Consider the following 20,223-nt stretch of genomic DNA (forward strand, 5'->3'; position numbering starts at 1 on the left):
CAATGGTATATTAATTTTGCAACTTAGTAAACCTAGTTTATAAAGTTAATTAAAAAGCCTTCTGGGGAGTAATAGTATGAAAATTGAACATGTTGGACTTTTCGTTAATGATTTGGAAAAAACAGTTTCATTCTATGAGAAATATTTTGGAGCAACAGCTTCTGAAAAATATCATAATGTTAAAACAACTTTTTCTTCACGATTTTTAACATTCGTTGACGGAGCTAGACTGGAAGTATGTACTCGTGAGGATTTGAATCAAGAAAAATTGGACGGATACCCATTGGGCTATATGCACCTTGCTATGTCACTAGGATCAAAAGAAAGGGTCGATGAAGTGTCTGCACAAATTGAAGCAGATGGCTATACTCATTTGAGTGGACCAAGAGTAACCGGCGATGGTTATTATGAAAGTGTCGTTCTCGATCCTGAAGGAAATCAAATTGAATTGACGGTTTAAAATAATGGTATGAAAAAAAGGAAATGAGATTAATTCTCGTTTCCTTTTTTAGGTAGAAAAAGACAGGCAGCTGATAGAGCTAATAATATCATTGATACGATATAGGCTGAGGCCGGATTGATCAGATTGTAAATTAGAACGATACCGATGGCGCCTAAGGGCATTGAAATAATTGAGACTGTATTCATTAAGCCGGTTAAACTACCAATAATTTCTTCATCGGCAGTTTTTAGTAATGCCGCAGTTAATTTGGGATTAGCTTGACCCATACAGAAGCCACCAATAGCCACAGGAATAATAATGGCGATAAAACTTTTTAAGCTTAAGAGGTTAATATAGAATAATCCCCAAGCTATGATACAAGTGATCATAACAGACTTGAAAGACAAATTTTTGAACCATCCAGAATGTAGAACGCTTCCTAGAATTGTCCCAGCTACAAGAACGGTATTGATAATCAGCACGCTAACACTGAAGGGTAGAGGTAATTTATCTCCTTGATCTACTAGATAAAGATTAATAACGGCATCTAGACTAGAACCGACAGCATTTATAAAGAAAATACTTCCCAGTAAAGCCCATGCGTTAGTGTCAGAACTTTTTTCGAGAGCCTGTTTCATTTGAGCCAAGAGTTTGTGAATGGAAGGTGCTTTATGTTTAACTTGTTCGACCTTGAGAGAATCGTAACCCCAAATTAGAATTATACCGGCGACCAAAAAGGTTAAGGCGTTGATATAACCGGCTAGTTGATAGTTATTCGTTAAAGCTAATAGACTGACACCAACAGCTTGACCGACAGTCTGCATAATGGTCAGGATACCTTGAGTGATACCCATGGCTTCTTCTTGAGATTCACGATCGATCTTAGTTTGAATAATTGGCATACGTAAACCATTGCTGTACATACCGATGATATCTGAAAAAATATTGATTAAGATAATAATCATTAGTAGAAAGACTTGCTTTTGATTAATTAATTGAGCTAAAAGTATATAGAGTCCTGCTTGAATAAACTTGGTACTGGCTAACCAGACTCTTTTATTGGAAGTTCGGTCGGCAATTTGCCCAGTGATAATGCCGAGAACGCCAGGCATAACCGTCGCAACTGAAACAATGGAAACCATGATACTGGCGTTAGCAAAGCCACGTGCATAGGTTAGTAAAATAATATTGAATAGGCTAGTACCGATAGTTTCAAAAAAGTCAGCACCAGTTAAGGTCATAAAAGCTTGATTCCTAACTAAATTTTTCATATTATCACGTCCGTATAAAATTATTTACGTTTAAATTAATTTAAATGATAAATGAATTTTAATTGTTTGATTTCAATTTGTCAAACATTTATGCTGATAAAGAGGTGAAAATAATGTCCAAAGTCACAGTAGATCAATTTGCCAAATTAATGGTCGACGACAAAGTTGGCAAAATCTTGAAAGCCACTAAAGTCGAAGAGGGACTAACTCCCAAACAAATTTCAAAGGCCACTAAAATCCCCAATAATCAGCTATATTACACATTGAACAAGATGATGGATGCTGATCTTTTAAAAATCGTTAAACAAGAAAAGATCAAGAATTTAACTGAGAATTATTACTCTAGTTTGTTTTTAAATCAAAAAACAAAATATATTGCGGATGACGATGATAATGTTTTAAATTTCTCAGATGATTGGATCAAAGAGCACGCTGAACAAACACTTCAATTAGTAATGTTGCAACATCATGAATTCATTAGTGCCTTGAGGGAAACAATTAACAATGGAAACGATGAAGACAATACTACTTCAGCGCATGGGGAAATAGATTTATCTCCAGAAGGTGAAAAGAAGGTCATGTCAGATTTATTCAAGGTATTAAATAACGCCGAAAAAAATGACCCTAATCCCGATTCAAAAAATAAACGTCACGTTAAGATTCAATTGGAAAAATGGTAGACAAAATTTTGAGTCAACATATTGAATTGTTAATTAAATCTCAAGTAAAATAACAATATGGTAAATACTAAATTGAGAAAACAAATAGATGAGAAACAGGTCAAAATCTTTAAAGCTCTAGCTGATCCGATTCGTTTAGAAATTATTGAATATCTAAAACATACTGATCACGAGATAGCCTGTGGTGAAGTTGGAAAAGCGGTCAATATCAGTAAGACTTCTGGCTCGTATCATTTCAAGTTATTGGAATCTGCAGGGCTAATTAACACGCGATGGGAAGCTCGTGAAAAATATGTTACTTTGAACGAAAGTACGTTTGATAAATATGTGACTGATTTCTATCAGAATATTTAAATATTTATCCTAAATGGTTGAACCCATTGGTATCTTTGAATTATTCAAAAAATGACGTTTTAACGACGTCTTTTTTTTATGCAGTTTTTATTGTCACAGATTTTACTGAATGATAATGTTTAATAGTTCAAAAATATTTGAACTATTTTAAAATACTGAACAGAGGAGATTCAAATGGAAGCAACCGCGGATAAAAAAGTTAGTTCCACCTGGATTTTAATATTAACGTCACTAGGATTTTTCATGTCGATGATGGATTCAATGATCGTCACGACAGCTTCAACTGCAATTAGAACAGATTTTCATATTTCAGTGAATACCTTGCAGTGGGCTTTGAACGCCTACAATATAACAATTGGTGCTGTATTGCTGGTTGGTGTTTCTCTGGGTGAAAGAATTGGTCGCCGAAAAATTTATAATATCGGTATTTTCATCTTCACTTTAGGTTCAGTTTTTTGTGCATTATCTAATAATATTACTGTGTTGATTATTGCTCGAATAATTGAGGGAATCGGTGCCTCAGTCATGACGCCGATGTCTATGGCAATTTTAACCCATGCATTGTCAGCTTCAGAGCGTGGTAAAGCATTGGGAATTTGGAGTGGAATTGGAGGTTTAGCACTAATCGTTGGACCATCATTGGGTGGCTTGATTGTCGCCAAACTAGCTTGGCAATGGATTTTTTGGATCAATGTTCCTATTGGAATAGTCGCAATTTATTTATCAAAACGAATATTGCCAGAAAGTATCGGTAATAGTGACAAAATTGGACTAGTGGACTCCTTATTAGTCATTTTCGCTTTAGCTGGTATTATCTGGTCCTTGTCAGAAATAACTGCTGCCAGTTCAAAAATTATATCAGTGTTGGTTGGTATTTTAAGTTTAGTCTTAGAAAGTTGGGTTATCATTCGTCAAAAAAATGAATCTAAACCGATGATTCCTTTAAAATATTTTCGTTCAAAGGTGTTTACTGGTGGGAACGTGGCAACTCTTATGTTGTATGCAGCAATGTATGGCGTGGTATTTTTCTTACCACAATTTCTTCAGGTTGTCGGTCGGGCCAATTCTCTAAATGCGGGATTAGAAATTTTACCCTGGACTGGAGCTTTAGTTGTGGTAGCCCCTTTTGCTGGTAAAACAGTAGATAAATTTGGAGAAAAACTGATAGCAACTTTGGGACTTATCTTGCAAGGAATAGGATACTTATTACTTTCAATTTTGGTTACTGAACGGAGCTCATATTTAATCATGATAATTCCGTTGGCGTTGGCTGGTATAGGACTCTCAATGGCAGGACCAGCCTTACAAAAATCTGTTTTAGGAGCAGTTGATCCTACATCTATTGGTAAAGCATCGGGAATTTATAATGTTTTCCGTTTGATGGGTGGTGCCGTAGGAACCACTGTTTCAGTAATTGTATTTTATAGATTTGGCAATACTATAGATGTTAGTTCATTTACCAATGGTTTTCGTGCCGCCATGATGTGTGCTGGTTTGATGTCACTTATGGGTATTCTATTCTCGCTTTGGGTCAAGGATAATAATTGAAATAAAAAACTTCCGAGTATACTGGCCCGGAAGTTTTGTTATAGATATTAATTATTATATTCTTGATTTATTTCATCAGTCATACTTTTTTCAATGATGATTGGGGATGCATCTTGTTTATTCTTAATCAAAGAATTATTCAAAACAAATTCTTTAGCACCAGGTTCTTTGACCCAGAAATGAATGTTAGTCATGACCGGTTGGAAAGTGGTGTCTTCTTTAAAACTATTTTCATCCAAATGTTCATAGCTAGAATAGTATGGCCAATCAACACTTTGAATGGCAAGAATAATTTCGGAACCAATTTTAGGTAAGGGGGCGTTATCGTCCTGTACTAATACGGGATGATCGAATTTCTTAATTCCCTTGTCTGTAAATGAAAAACTATTATCTTTAGAAGTTATACCACCCCAGAAGACAAGATTGATTATTTTTTTGTTCAGCTTGTTACTACCACCGATCACTTGATCTACTTTGACTTCACCACGTGTAAAAACTGGTGGTAATTCTGAAGCAGAGTGTTTTTTATTAATAACTTTGCCTAAATTGAGTACCTTTGCCTTGATAACCCAAGTTTCTGAATTAACTTTCTTAAAGTCGGCGACTGAATGAACACTACCGGCGTAGTCGTCAGAATATTGTGAATTATGAACTACGGCTAGGTCCTTAGTTTGCTGATCCCATTTCTTTGAATTGACCGCTATCTGTTGGCTTTCAGATAACTTTTGTGGTTCTGATACTTTGGTTCTTTTACTTGAGCAAGCACTAAGTGGAAAGATGATTGCTAGAAGCATAATTAGTAGCAAAGATTTTTTCATGTATTTCTCCTTAAGTAATAATATTTAAAGTATTACTTAGGTAAAAACCTCTAGCAACAAAAAAAGGTAAAAATTTTTATTCGTTAGGTTATATATAAAGATATTTGTATTGGACTTTGAAAACAATACAAAACAAATAGGATGTAAGTTTGATTAAGTTCAAATTTACATCCTATTTTTATACAAATTTATAGATTCAATTCAAAAGCCAAGCGAGCATTGTCCTCATGATTAGCAGCGGGTTCACTAACATAAATTTTTCCACGATGAACGTAACCGGTACTAGTAGCCAAGTGTTGCATTCTCTTGTTTAATTTGTGAGTATCGATTCTAAAGTTATGAATGCCATTTTGATAAGATTGACTGATAAGATTAGAAATAAAAATTTTACCTAAGTGTTGACCAACAAAATCACTACTGATAGCGATACGATGAATAGTTGCGTAAGGGTCAGTATTGTTTTCCCATTGACCATCAGTAATTTCACGGTAGTTAGGATCATCAGCAACAATTAAGGTTGCTGTACCAGCAATTTTGTTATCAACCATTAAGACCCAACATTGTTGAGCCATAATGTCATTTTTTAAAGTGGTGGTATCAGGATAACCACTTTGCCATTGAGGACTGCCATCTGCTTTTAACATTACTTGAGCTTGACTAATAATATTCATTATTTCGTTTAAATCTGTAATTTGTGCACGTTTGATATAAATTGAGCTCATTTTTGGCCCTCCGTATAAATAAGATAATTTAATTTTATCACTTTAATTTTTCTTGACGATATTTCGATGAAATTTTAGGTGTAGGTAAGCAACTGGATTTTGAATTGACCATGGTATAATTGAAGACGCGTTTAATCCAAGTAGTTACAACAATGGAGGATCACATGGCAACAAAACAAGAAGAAAATAATATGGTTGATCTGGCCAAACCAGTTCACCAACAACTAAATCAGTATCGTGTGCAACAAATTCAAGCAGTTCTAACACTTTTGGATGAGGGTAATACAGTACCTTTTATTGCTCGTTATCGTAAGGAACGAACAGGGACTTTGGATGAAGTCGCTATCCGTAATATTGAAGATGAAGCTCATCGATTAATGAAGTTAAATCAACGTCGTGATGATGTTTTGAAATTGATTCAAGAGCAAGGTAAGTTAACACCTAGTTTGAAACAGCAATTAGAACAAGCTACGGTTTTACAACAAGTCGAAGATTTGTATCTTCCATATAAACAGAAGCGCCGTACTAAGGCTACTATAGCTCGTGAGGCAGGATTGGAACCATTGGCTAAGTGGTTAATGACTTTTCCTGAACGGGGCCTTGATGCCAAAGCAAAAACTTTTATTTCTACAGATAAAGATTTACCCGATCTGACATCAGTTTGGGATGGAGTTAACGAGATCTTGGCCGAAGATTTCAGTGAACGAGCTGACTTCCGTGAATGGATTCGTGGTTATACATGGGCTCACGGAGAACTAACTAGTAAACTCAAACGAGGTGCTAAGGATAAAGATGAACAACAGGTTTATGAAACTTATTATGAATTCACGCAAGCTTTGAAACATGTTCCACCGTATCGTGTTTTAGCAATAAATCGTGGTGAACGTGAGAAGATTTTAACAGTAGGAATAACAGTTGATGATACTTCAATCTTGCATTATGGAGATTCACATTTAGTCAGACGTCATAAAGGACCAGCAGTAGAAAAAGTTGAAGTAGCCTTTGCTGATGCTTATAAGCGTTTCATTGGTCCATCGATTGAACGCGAACTCCGTCGCCAAATATCCGATAAGGCTGATAAACATGCTATTCAAGTATTTGGTAACAACTTGTACCACCTTTTGATGCAGGCACCTTTAAAAGGAAAAGTAGTTATGGGATTTGATCCAGCCTATCGAACAGGCTGTAAATTGGCAATTATGGATGCAAACGGTCGCTTTTTGACTAAACAGGTTATCTATCCACACAAACCTGCTAGTAGTAAACAACGTGCCGAAGCTGGACCAGAATTCAAAAAACTATTGGAAAAATATCATGTAGAGATGATTGCTATCGGTAATGGAACAGCCAGTCGTGAATCTGAAGAGTTTGTCAGTGAAATTCTGAAGACTTTGGATCATCCAGTTTACTATGTGATTGTTAACGAAGCAGGAGCCTCAGTCTATTCTGCGAGTGCTAATGCTCGAAAAGAATTTGCTAATTTACATGTTGAAGAACGTTCGGCTGTCAGTATTGGACGTCGCTTACAAGATCCATTGGCCGAATTGATAAAAGTCGATCCGAAGGCTATTGGTGTTGGCCAATATCAACACGATGTGCCTGAAAAAGAATTGGATGAACAATTGGATCGTGTCGTTGAAACAGCCGTTAACCAAGTAGGAGTTAACTTAAATACGGCTAGTCCTGAATTGTTAACCCATATTTCTGGATTGACTGCAACCACTGCTAAAAATATTGTGACTTATAGAAATGAGAATGGTTCATTTTCCAAACGTCAAGATTTGAAATCTGTTCCTCGATTGGGACCTAAAGCTTATCAACAATCGGTTGGCTTCTTAAGAATCATTGCCGGTAGTGATCCATTGGATAATACGGATATTCATCCAGAAAGTTACGCTGCCACTCGAAAATTGTTGTCAGGTATCAATGTAACAATCGATTCTATTGGAACACCGGAGCTACAACAGAAGTTAAGCAAATTGGATCAAAAAGAGTGGGCCAAAAAGCTAGATATCGGTGAATCAACTTTAGCAGATATTATTGCTGGCTTGAGTAAACCGGGACGTGATTTGCGTGATAGCATGCCCGCTCCATTGTTACGCCAAGATGTTTTGACCATGGCTGACTTGAAACCAGGGATGGAACTTCAAGGTACCGTTCGTAACGTAATTGATTTTGGCGCTTTTGTTGATATCGGTGTTAAGCAAGACGGACTAGTTCATATTTCTCAATTGTCTGATCATTTCGTCAGTGATCCTAGTACCGTGGTGACAATTGGTGATATTGTTACCGTCTGGGTTCTTAGCGTTGATCAAGATCGTAATCGAATTCAATTAACTATGCGTAAAGAAAACCAAAAATAATAAAATAAAGGATCAATGCTGGTTTATCGACCAACATTGGTCCTTTATTTTTAGATTAATTTGATATTAGTTTTGTCGGTTATATGCCCAAACTGTTAAAGAAGCAAAAATCAGTACAATAGCCAAATCGGATATAAGGACAATCCATGCGGTATTTGAAAAGGTTCCTGTTGCCAGAATTTGACGAATAGCGGTAATCACATGTGTCATCGGATTTAAATTAGCGATTATCCGTAAAAATTTAGGCAAAGTATTGATTGGTATAAAAGCGTTTGATAGAAATGATAATAGTAGCATTGTCATCAAAGAAATGCTTTCTACCATAGTTGCACTTTTTGCCATCAACCCTATAAATGCATAGATCCACGATATAGCCCAACCAGTAAAGACAGTGATTAATATGATGACAACAATCCATCCAAACGCTACATTTGGTCGCCATCCCATGAGATATCCGGTTGTAAGTGAAGCAATGATTGCAAGGACTAATCGCAAAATATCTGCCAATAATTGTCCAGCAAGTGGGGCAATGTGAGCGATAGGTAATGTTTTAAAACGGTCAAAAATCCCAGTCTCCATGTCTTCCTTGATTTGTGTGCCAGAACCTGAGGCGGCAGATAGGATAGTTTGTATTAATATTCCGGGAACAATTATTGGTAAGTATGCGTGAACCCCTCCAGCAATAGCTCCACCGAATAAATAACCAAACAATATCATGAACATAACTGGTTGGATTAGAACGTCCATTAGATGATCTGGATTATGCAGCGTTTTTAGAAGATTACGATAGGCCATAGTATTAATATTTTGAATTGTGCTAATACGATTTTTTTTAATTTCCATTATATTTTTCTCCGTATTTAATTTTTACCAATTGTTAGTGCCATAAAGACATCATCTAGGGATGGTTCTTGAATGGTTAAATTTGAAACATTTATTTTATCGGTGCTTAATTGTGAAAGTCCATCGATTATTTGTTCAGTAGTTTTGAATCTCGTAGTAATAGTATTGTTAATTATCTGTGGTTTTGAATTTAATGCATTCTGAAGAATTTTGGCGGCAGGGAGGATATCAATATTTTTTATGATTTTTAAAGACATTTTTGATTCGCCAATTTCGTGTTTCAATTTATCGGGTGTACCAATTCGAATTAATTTACCATGATCAATTACTGCAATGCGATCAGCGAGAGTATCTGCCTCTTCAAGATATTGTGTTGTTAGAAAAACTGTCGATCCATGTTTAACTAAATTTCGAATTGTGTCCCACATTTGTGTGCGAGTCCGTGGGTCCAACCCGGTTGTCGGTTCATCTAGAAAAATTATTTCTGGCCTTGTAATCAAACTAATAGCTAAATCTAGTCTGCGACGCATACCGCCAGAAAATTCTTTAATTGATTTGTCAGCACTTTTTTCAAGTGAGAATTCTTTCAGCAATTCTTTTGTCCGTATTTGAGCTTCTTTTTTTGACAATCCGTTCAATCTAGAAAAGATTAGTAAATTTTCTTTAGCAGTAATATCTTCATCAACAGCAGCATATTGTCCTGTTACGCCAAAGGTTGACCGTGCTAGTTTACTGTCTTTTTTGATATCGTGATCAAAAATAGTTATATTACCAGTAGTTGGTTTTAATAAAGTAGTTATCATACGGAGAATAGTGGTTTTACCAGCTCCATTAGGACCCAATAGTCCAAAAACTTCTCCCTTTTTAACGGTGAATGAAACATCATCGACTACTTTTTGATTGTTGAACGTTTTAGATAAGTGTTCTACGTTAATAGCAATATTATTTTGCATTTTGATGACCTCTTTTGAATAATAATCAGGTATACCTAACAAAAACAGATTATAAGGTCTACCTGACTAAAAATCAAGAGATTTAATCAGGAGGACCTGAATTAAAATGACTATTCACGTATAATAAGACTGTGGAGGATATATAACGATGACAAATTTAATTAATCAGGGAAAAACAGCAGGCAAATTAGTTGAATTCAGTATGTTACAAAATATTGCTGAAGATGATGCGCAGCATAAAAATGATTATAAAATGTTATTTCAAGGTCAAGGGAAAATATTATTGGCATTGTCAGACGACGATAATTTGCCACAAAAGGTTTTAGCGGATAGGCTTAATATGACGCCACAATCGATGGCTGAATTTGTTCGAAAGCTTGAAAAGAGAGATTTGGTTTCACGTAAGAAATCAGTGGACGATAAACGCGTAACTATTGTTAGTTTGACTGATAATGGTCGATTAGAAATTGAGAAAAGAATGCAAGTAATTCCAAAATATTTGAGAGTCTTGAATGATGAAGAATTATCACAGTTAAATAATATTTTGGACAAGATAAATGAACAAATGTATCTTGATATAAAAAATGCTGATTCAACTTTGCACAACAAATATCATCAACTTATGTTGAATCACGTATTAACTAAAATCCATACAAATGACTGAAGATTTAAAGCGTTAATTCAAAATTGGTAATAATACATTACGGAACACTTAATTAACATAATCTAAGGGAGAAGAATAGTTTATGAAAAGAATAGCTGTTTATTGTGGAGCATCAAAGGGAAATGAATCACTCCACACGGATGCAACAGTTCGTTTGGGTACTTATCTAGCAGAGCATAATTTAGAATTAGTTTACGGTGGAGGCGGTGTTGGTTTAATGGGACTTTTAGCCAATACAGTTTTAGATAACGGTGGCAAGGTTCATGGTGTAATGCCACAAGAACTTGTTGATCGTGGTGCTTCATTAGATAGATTAACTGATTTAAAAGTGGTTGATAATATGAGTATTAGAAAGAAAACTATGCTCAGCGATTCAGATGGGTGTATTGCATTACCCGGAGGTCCCGGAACCCTAGAAGAAATTATAGAGGCATTTTCTTGGGCAAGGTTAGGAGATAACGATAATCCATGTGTATTTTATAATGTAGCCGGATACTATGATTCTCTGAGAGATATGTTTGATAATATGGTTCAAAATGGATACTTAACACGGAGTGATCGTAGTAAACTCTTATTTTCAGATTCATTAACAGAGATATTTGAGTTTATGGAAAATTATATTCCACCTAAAATTCGTCAATATTCTAAATAAACTTTGAAGGAAACTTTATTGATAAAATGATAATAGGTCGCAAACTTAAAATTTTAAGTTTGCGACCTATTATTTTAGAGTTCATTAAATTTCAAGTGGTTCATGAATCGTTATAAATCGGAATTTGGTAATTGATAGGGCGTTAAATCCAATGATCATGGCTATCATTATTAGGATATCGAATTGAATATTTAAATTAGTAGAAATGGTTGAGCGTAATGAATTGATGAGATAGGTCATTGGTAACCATTGATTCATGATTTGAGCAAAATGTCCAACCAATTGCACAGAATATAATCCTCCAGATGAAACTACTTGAGTGACTAAGATAATTGATACCAACCAAGTACCAACACCTCCTAGAAGTGTACTTAAACAAAAAATCAATGATTAAAATAATAATGAACCAAGAATCAACTCACTAAATAAGTTAAATTGGAAATTAACTCGTAAATTATTCAATATTTAGATAAAAAAACTACTAGCCTTCAAAAGTTTATAGGTTAGTAGTTTTTGTAATATAAAGTACACTTTCACTAAAAAATTTCAATTCTTTTAATTATTTGTTTCACTTAAATGTATTAAGCAAAATATTTTTTTGTAAGAGTCTTGTAGATATCAATATATTGCAAATAGTCGTCTTCAAAGACAAATTCATTAATTTGATGAGCACTTTCATTACCAGGTCCGGCAACAACAACATCCAAATCGTGGTTAGCTTGAACAAACTTAGAAGCATCAGTGCCACCAGGTGCACCTACGGTCAAAATGTTGACACCGAGCACATCTTTATAGCTATCACGCACTAATTGAATGAAGTCTGAATTGATATCAGTCTTAACGGGCCAGTTGCTACTCTTCAATTGGAATTCGAGGTTCATACGTGGATTTTCTTGGTTCATTTTGTCGATCATATCTTTTAATTCAGCAATGATCTTGTCATTACCGTATTCAGGAATAGTTCTGATTTTAACTGTCATTTCGGCATAATCAGGAATGGTATTTTCTTGTTTACCGGCATTCATAACAGTTACTGATGGTTTAGTTGTACCAAGCACGTCATCTTCAGTAACTACTAGATTCTTGAAGTATTCGGCTTGTTTATTATAGTAGGTAATTAAATTATCTAAGGCATTGATTCCTACTTCAGGCATTGAACTGTGAGCAGCTTTACCATGTGAAACAACTTTATATGTAACTGATCCTTTATGAGCACAAAAGGCTGCAATTCTAGTTTCGGGTTTGGCACCATTAGTTTCAACTAATCCGTTGTCAATTAATTGTTCCATAACGAGACGAGAAGAAGAGTTACTTGGTTCACCAACGACAAGTGCACTTAAGTCATCAGCATAGCCTTCCTTAGCAAGTTTTTCGGAACCAATTTCTCCAACTTCTTCACCAACAGTTGCAATGAACTTGATATTTCCGTTAAAATTAGGGTCATCATTTAGTTCAATCAAAGCGATGGCAAGACCGGCTAAACCACTCTTCATATCAGAAGAACCACGGCCAAAAATTTTACCATCAATATGTTTTGGATTGAAAGGTCCGTAATTCCATTTGCTATCGTCAACTGTTGCGACAACATCTTCATGACCAGTAAAGCCGAGGATAGGGCCGTCATTATTTTTGATGGTTGCAATTAAGTTATAACGATTATCAGCGTATTTATTTAATTCAACTTTGATACCATGTTTTTCGAATAAATCTTTGAGATAGTTGGCAACGATTTCCTCACGGTCATTGACTGTCTCTAATTTGATTAAGTCATCTAGAACACTGAGTCTTTGTGCTTTGTCCATTTTTAATCCTCCAAGATAATGTATAATGTTCTTAATAAATGTTTCACTTACTATTTTAGTATTCTTTATTTGAAAATAATAATAAAAGGGATGTATTAAATGAAATTATTAATGAAATTAGACCTTTGGTTGGGAATTTTACTATTAGTTATTGCAGTATTAGGCTTTATTTTTAAATGGTTTAGCAATTCTAATTTGATCTCAGCGGCGGTAGCAGGTGCAGTATTACTTTTGATTGCGGCTACATCGGATGTCGACAAAGTGCAGAAATAAAAAGATCCCACTACAGTAGCTTTTGCATGACTACTGTAGTGGGATTTGTTCGTTTTTAAATTGTATTTTTAATTAACTTTTTTACGTCCCTCAGGGGTATATTTATCCCTTTGGTGTTTCTTGTATAGATAGTAAATTCCACCAACAATAGCCAGGATAACGACTAATGGCAAAATTATATGAATGAAAAACGAAAATAGTAGCAAGGCTATAAAGAAACCTAAAACATACTTCCAAATATTGTTCATTGAATTCTCCTTTTTTATTGTAAGACAATTCTTATTCATAATTGATTTAAAGTCAAGTGAGACACTTTGGTTGACTTTAAATTCTGTAGCATGTATTATAATCCACAGTCGCTACCCTCTATAGGAAACACGGAACATAAAGGAGGCGTGAATAATTATGAAATACAGAATTCTATTAGATCTAAACGATCAATTATTCACAGCAGTTGATATTAATGATAGCAATCGTTATGGTAACGGTACAACCATTCAAAAAGCAATTGCTAATTTAAAACAAAAAGCTGCATAATAATTTTATAAATTATCTAGTCGAGATGATATTCATCTCGGCTTTTTTGTTATTCCGGATTATCAACTGCAAAGTCACCAAATTCAGCGTCAACAGCTTTAGCCAAATCGTGAGGTTCAACTAGTAAAGATTGACCGACTTTTCCCGCAGATACGATGATCTTTTCAGCCTCGTCAGCTTCTTTAGAGAAGTAGATAGGGTAATTGTGGAGTGAACGGATACCGACAGGACTGTTAGCACCATGTTCAAAACCACTAGTTTTAATCAAGTCTTTAAGAGGAACCATACCAACTTTTTTGTTACCGGAAATTTTAGCTAACTTCTTATAACTTAAATGTTTATCTAATGGTAACATGCCAACCAATGGACCGGTTTTATTTCCCGTTAAAACAAGGGTTTTGTAAATTTTATAACCGTCACGACTGCTTTTATCAGTAACTAACTCCTGAGTGTCACCGTCAGTTTCAGTTTCAAAAGTCATGGGTTCATAAACAACCTTTTTCTTGTCTAAAATCTTTTCTACTAATGTTTTTTGTATTTTCTTCTTTTTACTCATTTTTTCGTCACCAATCCCTAAAACTTAACTCTTACTTAGTATATAATAACAAAGCTATCATTTTTTGAAAGTAATCAAGAATGGTTGGCATAAAAATATTGTTTTATTTTAAAGCTATTGTTATATAATTAAGCAACAGGATAAGGAGCGATTAGAATGGGTTTGTTTAAAAAACATCAAGAAGATCCTGCCGAAAATGATTTTAGTAAAATTTCACAAGAAATTAAGAATAGTCCTAAAAAATTATCTGAGGCTCAAAAATTATTTAAAAACAATGAATCCTTACGTAAGAAGGTCGTTGATAAAAAGGAACAATCCCAGGAATAGGATTGTTCTTTTTTTATAAAAACTATTATTAATTAAAACTAATGCTTTTCATAAACAAAAACATATGATATTATATTGAAAACGAAGTGAGGTGTAATTATGGGAGTAATCAATAATAATAATCGTTTATTAGAAACAAATGTTTTGTTGGATCGTTTTCTAACGTATCGAGAAGTGTTTACAGAACATTTCAAAACAATGAAAGTGATTGAAAGAGGGGAAGCTTTACGTTACGAAACGTATTCTCGCTTGGCCGATAATTATATTTCAAATGTTCATCGCTTTATTAAATTATGTGAAGACTATATTACGAAATATAACTTGGAAAATAGTCAATTAACTGAAAAACTTAATGATTATTTGGTAGAAGTGATTGATGCTATAAATTGTTTGGATACAGAACATAATTTAATTGATCACGTTAAATTAGAGCAGGCTAGACAAAGAATTCATCAAAAAGAAATAGAATTTATGAATGCAATTGGACTTTTAGCAAATTAAGCTGCTAAACGTCTTTTTTTTATGGGCAAATTTTAGTAATCTTATTACTAATGGAGGAAGATTATGATTTGGAAAAAAGTAACAGTTGCAATACCAAATGATTTCGATCCTGAAATTATTTCTGAAATTTTCATGCGTGTTGGCGCTAATGGAACAGAAATGGTTGATGATGAAAATAAAGATGTAAAAACAAAAATCAATTCTTATTTTGATAAAGATAGTTATGATGAAAAAATTGTTAATGAATTACAACAGCAAATTAATAAATTGACGCAATTTGGTTTTAATATCAATGGTGTTGAAGTCTCTGTCAGTGAATTAGATGACAGTAGTTGGCAAAATGAGTGGGAAAAGTATTATCATCCAGTTAAGATCAGTCGTTATTTGACGGTCGTTCCTAATTGGGTTGATTACCAACCCAAACATGCGGATGAACATATTATTGTTATGGATCCAGGTAAATCCTTCGGAACTGGAACTCATCCAACTACGTATTCTTGTATGCAAGCTCTAGAATTGATTCTAGGTGATGCCGAGTCACTTTATGATGTCGGAACCGGTTCAGGTATTTTATCAATCCAAGCTCGTCAATTAGGTGTAAAAGATATTCAGGCGTTCGATCTTGATCCAGTTGCTGTCAAGGCAGCAAAGGAAAACATTCAGTTGAATCCTGGATGTGAAGATATCGAAGTTTTTGAGAATTCATTGTTGGATGGTGTTGATGGAAAAGTTGATGTGATTGTCGCTAATATGTTGGCCGATGTCATCTTGCAATTTATTCCTCAAATTGATTCTCATTTAAACGATAACGGATTTGTCGTTTTATCTGGTATTATTAATGAAAAAGAAGCGTTAATTACTGAAAAGATGGAAGAACGTGGATTTGTCGTATTAGAAGTTTTCCATCTCAAAGGTTGGTCAACTCTAATTTGTAGAAGAAAAGAGGAATTCGAGGCAGAAGATGGAGCAATACTTCGTTAAAGAAACAATTGGACAAGATAAATTTGTCATTGATGATATAGAAAGTTATAAGCATATTGTGAAAGTTTTACGTCATAAAGTCGGTGATGTAGTCTACTTAGTAGATAACACTGAAAGTCTCTTCGCAGCGACTATTGTGGCGGTTGATAATGATAATTCTAATTTGACGGTAAAGGTTAAAAAAGATGATCGCCCTACTACTGAATTACCAATTGGAGTAACAATTGCTTGTTCATTATCAAAAAAAGATAAGGTTGAATGGATTACTCAGAAAGCAACTGAATTAGGTTCTAAGAAAATTATCTTTTTCAATTCTAAGTATTCGATTATGCATTGGAAGAGTAATGTGGTTGAGAAGAAGTTAGTTCGCTTACAAGAAATTGCTAAAAATGCTGCTCAACAGTCTAAAAGAAGGGTTATTCCGGAAGTAGTTTATCTTGATAAGTTAGATAAATTGGTTGATATGAAAGAAGATACCAACTTAATTGCCTATGAAGAATCGGCTAAACAAGGAGAAATCAGTCTTTTAGCGCAAACCTTACAAAAAGAACCAAAATCAATTATGTGTACTTTTGGTCCTGAAGGTGGTTTTGCTTCCGATGAAGTTGATTTCTTGAATCAACAAGGATTCTTGTCAGTAGGATTAGGACCAAGAATTATGCGAGCGGAAACAGCACCCATGTACTTTCTATCAGTGCTATCATATAAGTACGAACTAACAGTAAAATGAGGAAATAGAACGTGAAAAATATTTGGAAAATGGTTGAAAAGTCGAAAACGACTTATATCACTTTAATCTCTATTGTTTTGGTTTTTATTATGCCAATTTTATTTAATCTGTTTCATTTAGGCAGAACGAATCGTATTATTTGGCTATTCTTTATCATTAATATTTTGTTTGCTGGCTTTATTGGTTGGTTCTCAAGAAAATATGGATTATCTTTCTATAATTTAGTCATCTTTCCAGTGATTTTTGTTATTAGTGTTTTTGTAAAATATGGAAGATATGGCTATTTCTTAGCTGGAATATATTTAGTATTAAGCATTTTGATATATTTCTTATTCGAAGATGAACGAAAATAGTTCCAAGTTAAATAGTCCACAGTCATACAATTTATGATTGTGGACTATTGTTATATAATGGACTCATAGTAATTTTCAATATTTCGGTAAAACGATTTGTAATTTGACTATAAAATACTCATAATAATATATAAATTAAAAAAGCACTCATTGAGTGCTTTTTATTGTAGCGGGGTGAATTCAATGAAAAAAATTAAGGATTATACGCCAGAAGAAGTTTTAGATATTTGTCGTGGTTATATGAATGATGACCATGTTGAGTTTGTTAACAAGGCTTATAATTTTGCGGCCTATGTTCATAAGGAACAAAAACGTGCTACTGGTGAGCCATATATTATTCACCCAACACAAGTCGCTCAAATTTTGGCTTCTTTAAAAATGGACCCTTATACAGTTGCTGCGGGATATCTGCATGATGTTGTTGAAGATACGAATATCACTTTGGGGGATGTTCGTGAGTTATTTGGAGATCAAGTAGCCACTATTGTTGATGGCGTGACTAAAATCAGTAAATATAAATATCATTCACATCAGGAACTTTTAGCTGAAAATCACCGTAAGATGCTATTGGCAACAGCCAAAGACTTACGTGTCATTATGGTTAAATTGGCTGATCGCTTACATAATATGAGAACCCTTAAGGCTTTACGTCCCGATAAACAACGGCGCATTGCTAATGAAACTTTGGAGATTTATGCTCCATTGGCTGATCGTTTAGGTATTAGTAAGATCAAATGGGAATTAGAAGATCTTTCACTTCACTATATCAATCCGCAACAATATTACCGGATTGTACATTTGATGAATAGTAAACGTGATCAACGTGAAGCTTATATCGCTGAGGCTATTGATTATATTAAGAAGAATGTTGACGCTCTGAATATTAAATATGATATTTATGGTCGTCCTAAGCACATTTATTCTATTTATAAGAAGATGCGTGACAAGCATAAGCAATTTTCCGAATTATATGATTTGTTAGCTATTCGAATCGTAGTCGAGTCAGTGAAAGACTGTTATGCCGTTTTGGGTTCAATTCATTCTAAGTGGAAACCAATTCCCGGTCGTTTTAAGGACTATATTGCCGTACCTAAGGCTAATGGTTATCAATCATTGCATACCACAATTATTGGACCTGGTGGACAGCCACTAGAAGTTCAGATTAGAACCTTTGCCATGCATCAAGTTGCTGAATATGGTGTTGCGGCTCACTGGGCTTATAAGGAAGGTAATTTTGAAGGAGTTCACTTAGATGACGATGAGCAAAAAATCGATGTCTTCCGTGAAATACTTGAATTACAGGAGAATTCCGACAATGCTTCTGACTTTATGAAGTCGGTTAAAGGTGAAATTTTCAATGATCGCGTTTATGTGTTCACACCGGAAGGTGAAGTTATTGAATTACCAAAGGGTGCGGTTACTTTGGATTTTGCCTATCAAGTTCACACTGAAGTCGGAAATCATTCAATTGGTGCTAAAATCAATGGCAGAATGGTGCCTTTAAATTATCAATTGAAGAATGGCGATATAGTTGAAATGCTTACTAATTCCAGTTCTTCTCCAAGTCGTGATTGGGTGAATGTTGTCTTCACTTCTCGTGCTAGAAATAAGATCAAACGTTACTTTAGAACCAAAGATCGTGAAGAAAATATTGTCCTAGGCCGCGAACAAATTGAAGAAGAATTGAAGAATCGATCCTTATCTGGTAAAAAGTATCTTGATAAGAAGCATCTAGAAATTGCTATGAAGATTTTCAACTATACTGAACCTGACGAATTGTTTAATGCAGTTGGTTATGGTGAACTTTCACCAATTAACGTGGTACACAAGCTTTTGAGTGAAGATCCTGAGAAAAAACGTGAAGCTGAAAAGAAGGAACTTGAAGATCAAGTCATCACTGAAACTGATGAGAAACCTAAACAACCACAAACTGAGAGTCCCAAGCTTCAAAAAGAACGTAATAATGCCAATAACAGTATCTCTGTTCAAGGAATTGATAATTTATTGATTCGTTTAGCAAAATGTTGCAGTCCTATTCCTGGAGACGATATTGTCGGTTACATTACTAAAGGGCGTGGCTTGACGATTCATCGTGCTGATTGTCCAAACGTTCAGAGTGAAGAGGCTAAGAGTCGTTTCATTGATGTTAGTTGGGATAATGTTACTAAGGAAAAACGTTATACGGCTGAATTGGATATTTATGCCTTTAATCGTAATGGATTGATCAATGAAGTCTTGCAAGTTATCAATTCAAATACAAACACGTTGAATAATGTTATTGGCCGTTTAGATAAAGAGAAGATGGCGATTGTTCACGTAAGTATTGGTGTTAATAATAAAGAGCATTTGGATAATATCATTTCTAAATTAAAGAATATTCAAAATGTTTATGAGATAAAGAGGACGGTAGCTTAGATGAAAGTTGTAATACAACGGGTTTCTGAAGCTAAAGTTACTGTAGATCAAAAAATCCTTGGTCAAATTGATCAGGGATTTTGTTTGTTAGTGGCTTTTGCTGATGAAGATAATGATGAAACAATCGAGTATGTGGCACGTAAGATTGCCAATATGAGGATTTTTTCAGATACAGATGATAAAATGAATTTGTCGATAAAAGATGTTCAAGGATCAATCTTATCGATCTCACAATTTACTTTGTACGCTGATACCAAACATGGTAATCGACCAAGTTTTACGGGAGCTGGTAATTTTGAAACTTCTAGCAAAAAGTACGATCAATTCAATCAAGCTTTGAGAGATTATGATCTAAAAGTTGAAACTGGTGAGTTTGGAGCTGATATGCAAGTATCACTCACAAATGATGGACCAGTAACTATTTTAATGGAGCGATAA

Annotated in this window: 25 protein-coding genes; 16 read left to right on the forward strand and 9 right to left on the reverse strand. The window is 34.5% G+C overall.

The window, feature by feature from the left end:
• Window positions 1–76 precede the first annotated feature (76 nt).
• Window positions 77–460 (forward strand): VOC family protein, encoded by a 384-nt coding sequence (locus FC97_RS07310; protein ID WP_054643723.1) that lies wholly within the window; start codon window positions 77–79, stop codon window positions 458–460.
• Between the two features lie 29 nt (window positions 461–489).
• Here FC97_RS07310 and FC97_RS07315 read toward each other — a convergent pair whose 3' ends face one another.
• A complete protein-coding gene (locus FC97_RS07315) occupies window positions 490–1,713 on the reverse strand; it encodes an MFS transporter (RefSeq protein WP_056968001.1) in 1,224 nt (407 codons plus the stop codon).
• Window positions 1,714–1,826: 113 nt separating this feature from the next.
• On the opposite strand from FC97_RS07315, the gene FC97_RS07320 reads away from it, so the two are divergent.
• The 3 genes from FC97_RS07320 to FC97_RS07330 all read left to right on the forward strand — a co-directional run bounded on the left by FC97_RS07320 (window position 1,827) and on the right by FC97_RS07330 (window position 4,295).
• The gene (locus FC97_RS07320) at window positions 1,827–2,393 is read left to right on the forward strand and encodes a winged helix-turn-helix domain-containing protein (RefSeq protein ID WP_054643724.1); all 567 of its coding nucleotides are present in this window, start codon (window positions 1,827–1,829) and stop codon (window positions 2,391–2,393) included.
• 57 nt (window positions 2,394–2,450) lie between these two features.
• Window positions 2,451–2,747, forward strand: a complete 297-nt coding sequence (locus tag FC97_RS07325; RefSeq protein ID WP_054643725.1) for an ArsR/SmtB family transcription factor — start codon at window positions 2,451–2,453, stop codon at window positions 2,745–2,747.
• A gap of 174 nt (window positions 2,748–2,921) precedes the next feature.
• Window positions 2,922–4,295: an MFS transporter gene (locus FC97_RS07330; protein ID WP_054643726.1), complete on the forward strand. Its 1,374-nt coding sequence runs from the start codon at window positions 2,922–2,924 to the stop codon at window positions 4,293–4,295.
• Between the two features lie 47 nt (window positions 4,296–4,342).
• On the opposite strand, the gene FC97_RS07335 is transcribed toward FC97_RS07330, so the two are convergent.
• On the reverse strand, window positions 4,343–5,113 hold the full coding sequence (locus FC97_RS07335) for a hypothetical protein (RefSeq protein ID WP_054643727.1): 771 nt from the start codon (window positions 5,111–5,113) through the stop codon (window positions 4,343–4,345).
• Between the two features lie 188 nt (window positions 5,114–5,301).
• Window positions 5,302–5,835, reverse strand: coding sequence for a GNAT family N-acetyltransferase (locus FC97_RS07340; protein ID WP_054643728.1), 534 nt, complete (start codon window positions 5,833–5,835; stop codon window positions 5,302–5,304).
• Between the two features lie 164 nt (window positions 5,836–5,999).
• On the opposite strand from FC97_RS07340, the gene FC97_RS07345 reads away from it, so the two are divergent.
• Entirely contained in the window at window positions 6,000–8,198 is a 2,199-nt protein-coding gene (locus FC97_RS07345) for a Tex family protein (RefSeq protein WP_054643729.1), read from the forward strand.
• Window positions 8,199–8,264: 66 nt separating this feature from the next.
• Here the strand turns inward: FC97_RS07345 and FC97_RS07350 are convergent, their stop codons facing one another.
• The gene (locus FC97_RS07350; protein WP_054643730.1) at window positions 8,265–9,041 is read right to left on the reverse strand and encodes an ABC transporter permease; all 777 of its coding nucleotides are present in this window, start codon (window positions 9,039–9,041) and stop codon (window positions 8,265–8,267) included.
• Between the two features lie 17 nt (window positions 9,042–9,058).
• On the reverse strand, window positions 9,059–9,994 hold the full coding sequence (locus FC97_RS07355; RefSeq protein ID WP_054643731.1) for an ATP-binding cassette domain-containing protein: 936 nt from the start codon (window positions 9,992–9,994) through the stop codon (window positions 9,059–9,061).
• 148 nt (window positions 9,995–10,142) lie between these two features.
• On the opposite strand from FC97_RS07355, the gene FC97_RS07360 reads away from it, so the two are divergent.
• Window positions 10,143–10,658 (forward strand): MarR family winged helix-turn-helix transcriptional regulator, encoded by a 516-nt coding sequence (locus tag FC97_RS07360; RefSeq protein WP_054643732.1) that lies wholly within the window; start codon window positions 10,143–10,145, stop codon window positions 10,656–10,658.
• An 82-nt stretch (window positions 10,659–10,740) separates the two neighbouring features.
• The gene (locus FC97_RS07365; protein WP_056968003.1) at window positions 10,741–11,310 is read left to right on the forward strand and encodes an LOG family protein; all 570 of its coding nucleotides are present in this window, start codon (window positions 10,741–10,743) and stop codon (window positions 11,308–11,310) included.
• Window positions 11,311–11,394: 84 nt separating this feature from the next.
• Here the strand turns inward: FC97_RS07365 and FC97_RS07370 are convergent, their stop codons facing one another.
• Both FC97_RS07370 and FC97_RS07375 read right to left on the reverse strand, forming a co-directional pair.
• Window positions 11,395–11,697, reverse strand: a complete 303-nt coding sequence (locus tag FC97_RS07370) for an ABC-2 transporter permease (protein WP_200958246.1) — start codon at window positions 11,695–11,697, stop codon at window positions 11,395–11,397.
• 194 nt (window positions 11,698–11,891) lie between these two features.
• Window positions 11,892–13,112 (reverse strand): M20/M25/M40 family metallo-hydrolase, encoded by a 1,221-nt coding sequence (locus tag FC97_RS07375; protein WP_054642121.1) that lies wholly within the window; start codon window positions 13,110–13,112, stop codon window positions 11,892–11,894.
• 99 nt (window positions 13,113–13,211) lie between these two features.
• Here FC97_RS07375 and FC97_RS13385 point away from each other — a divergent pair, with 99 nt between their 5' ends.
• Window positions 13,212–13,385 carry a hypothetical protein gene (locus FC97_RS13385; RefSeq protein ID WP_156314057.1) on the forward strand — a complete coding sequence of 58 codons (174 nt, stop codon included), beginning with the start codon at window positions 13,212–13,214 and terminating at the stop codon, window positions 13,383–13,385.
• Between the two features lie 68 nt (window positions 13,386–13,453).
• On the opposite strand, the gene FC97_RS07380 is transcribed toward FC97_RS13385, so the two are convergent.
• Window positions 13,454–13,633: a hypothetical protein gene (locus tag FC97_RS07380; RefSeq protein WP_054642122.1), complete on the reverse strand. Its 180-nt coding sequence runs from the start codon at window positions 13,631–13,633 to the stop codon at window positions 13,454–13,456.
• Window positions 13,634–13,790: 157 nt separating this feature from the next.
• Here FC97_RS07380 and FC97_RS13785 point away from each other — a divergent pair, with 157 nt between their 5' ends.
• Entirely contained in the window at window positions 13,791–13,922 is a 132-nt protein-coding gene (locus tag FC97_RS13785) for a hypothetical protein (protein WP_087721244.1), read from the forward strand.
• 49 nt (window positions 13,923–13,971) lie between these two features.
• On the opposite strand, the gene FC97_RS07385 is transcribed toward FC97_RS13785, so the two are convergent.
• Entirely contained in the window at window positions 13,972–14,478 is a 507-nt protein-coding gene (locus FC97_RS07385; RefSeq protein WP_054642123.1) for an aminoacyl-tRNA deacylase, read from the reverse strand.
• A gap of 156 nt (window positions 14,479–14,634) precedes the next feature.
• Here FC97_RS07385 and FC97_RS13520 point away from each other — a divergent pair, with 156 nt between their 5' ends.
• From FC97_RS13520 to dtd, 7 genes are all read left to right on the forward strand, one after another.
• Window positions 14,635–14,805 (forward strand): hypothetical protein, encoded by a 171-nt coding sequence (locus FC97_RS13520; protein WP_167593942.1) that lies wholly within the window; start codon window positions 14,635–14,637, stop codon window positions 14,803–14,805.
• A 99-nt stretch (window positions 14,806–14,904) separates the two neighbouring features.
• Window positions 14,905–15,306: a hypothetical protein gene (locus FC97_RS07390; protein WP_054642124.1), complete on the forward strand. Its 402-nt coding sequence runs from the start codon at window positions 14,905–14,907 to the stop codon at window positions 15,304–15,306.
• A 63-nt stretch (window positions 15,307–15,369) separates the two neighbouring features.
• Window positions 15,370–16,287 (forward strand): 50S ribosomal protein L11 methyltransferase, encoded by a 918-nt coding sequence (gene prmA / locus FC97_RS07395; protein ID WP_054642125.1) that lies wholly within the window; start codon window positions 15,370–15,372, stop codon window positions 16,285–16,287.
• Window positions 16,268–17,017, forward strand: a complete 750-nt coding sequence (locus FC97_RS07400; RefSeq protein WP_054642126.1) for an RsmE family RNA methyltransferase — start codon at window positions 16,268–16,270, stop codon at window positions 17,015–17,017. Before prmA ends, FC97_RS07400 begins: the two co-directional genes overlap by 20 nt.
• 11 nt (window positions 17,018–17,028) lie before the next feature.
• The gene (locus FC97_RS07405) at window positions 17,029–17,370 is read left to right on the forward strand and encodes a hypothetical protein (RefSeq protein WP_054642127.1); all 342 of its coding nucleotides are present in this window, start codon (window positions 17,029–17,031) and stop codon (window positions 17,368–17,370) included.
• A 183-nt stretch (window positions 17,371–17,553) separates the two neighbouring features.
• Window positions 17,554–19,785, forward strand: a complete 2,232-nt coding sequence (locus tag FC97_RS07410) for a RelA/SpoT family protein (RefSeq protein WP_056968006.1) — start codon at window positions 17,554–17,556, stop codon at window positions 19,783–19,785.
• Window positions 19,786–20,223 (forward strand): D-aminoacyl-tRNA deacylase, encoded by a 438-nt coding sequence (gene dtd, locus FC97_RS07415; RefSeq protein ID WP_054642128.1) that lies wholly within the window; start codon window positions 19,786–19,788, stop codon window positions 20,221–20,223.

The organism is Companilactobacillus kimchii DSM 13961 = JCM 10707 (genome assembly GCF_001435445.1).
GTDB classification, from domain to species: Bacteria; Bacillota; Bacilli; order Lactobacillales; family Lactobacillaceae; genus Companilactobacillus; species Companilactobacillus kimchii.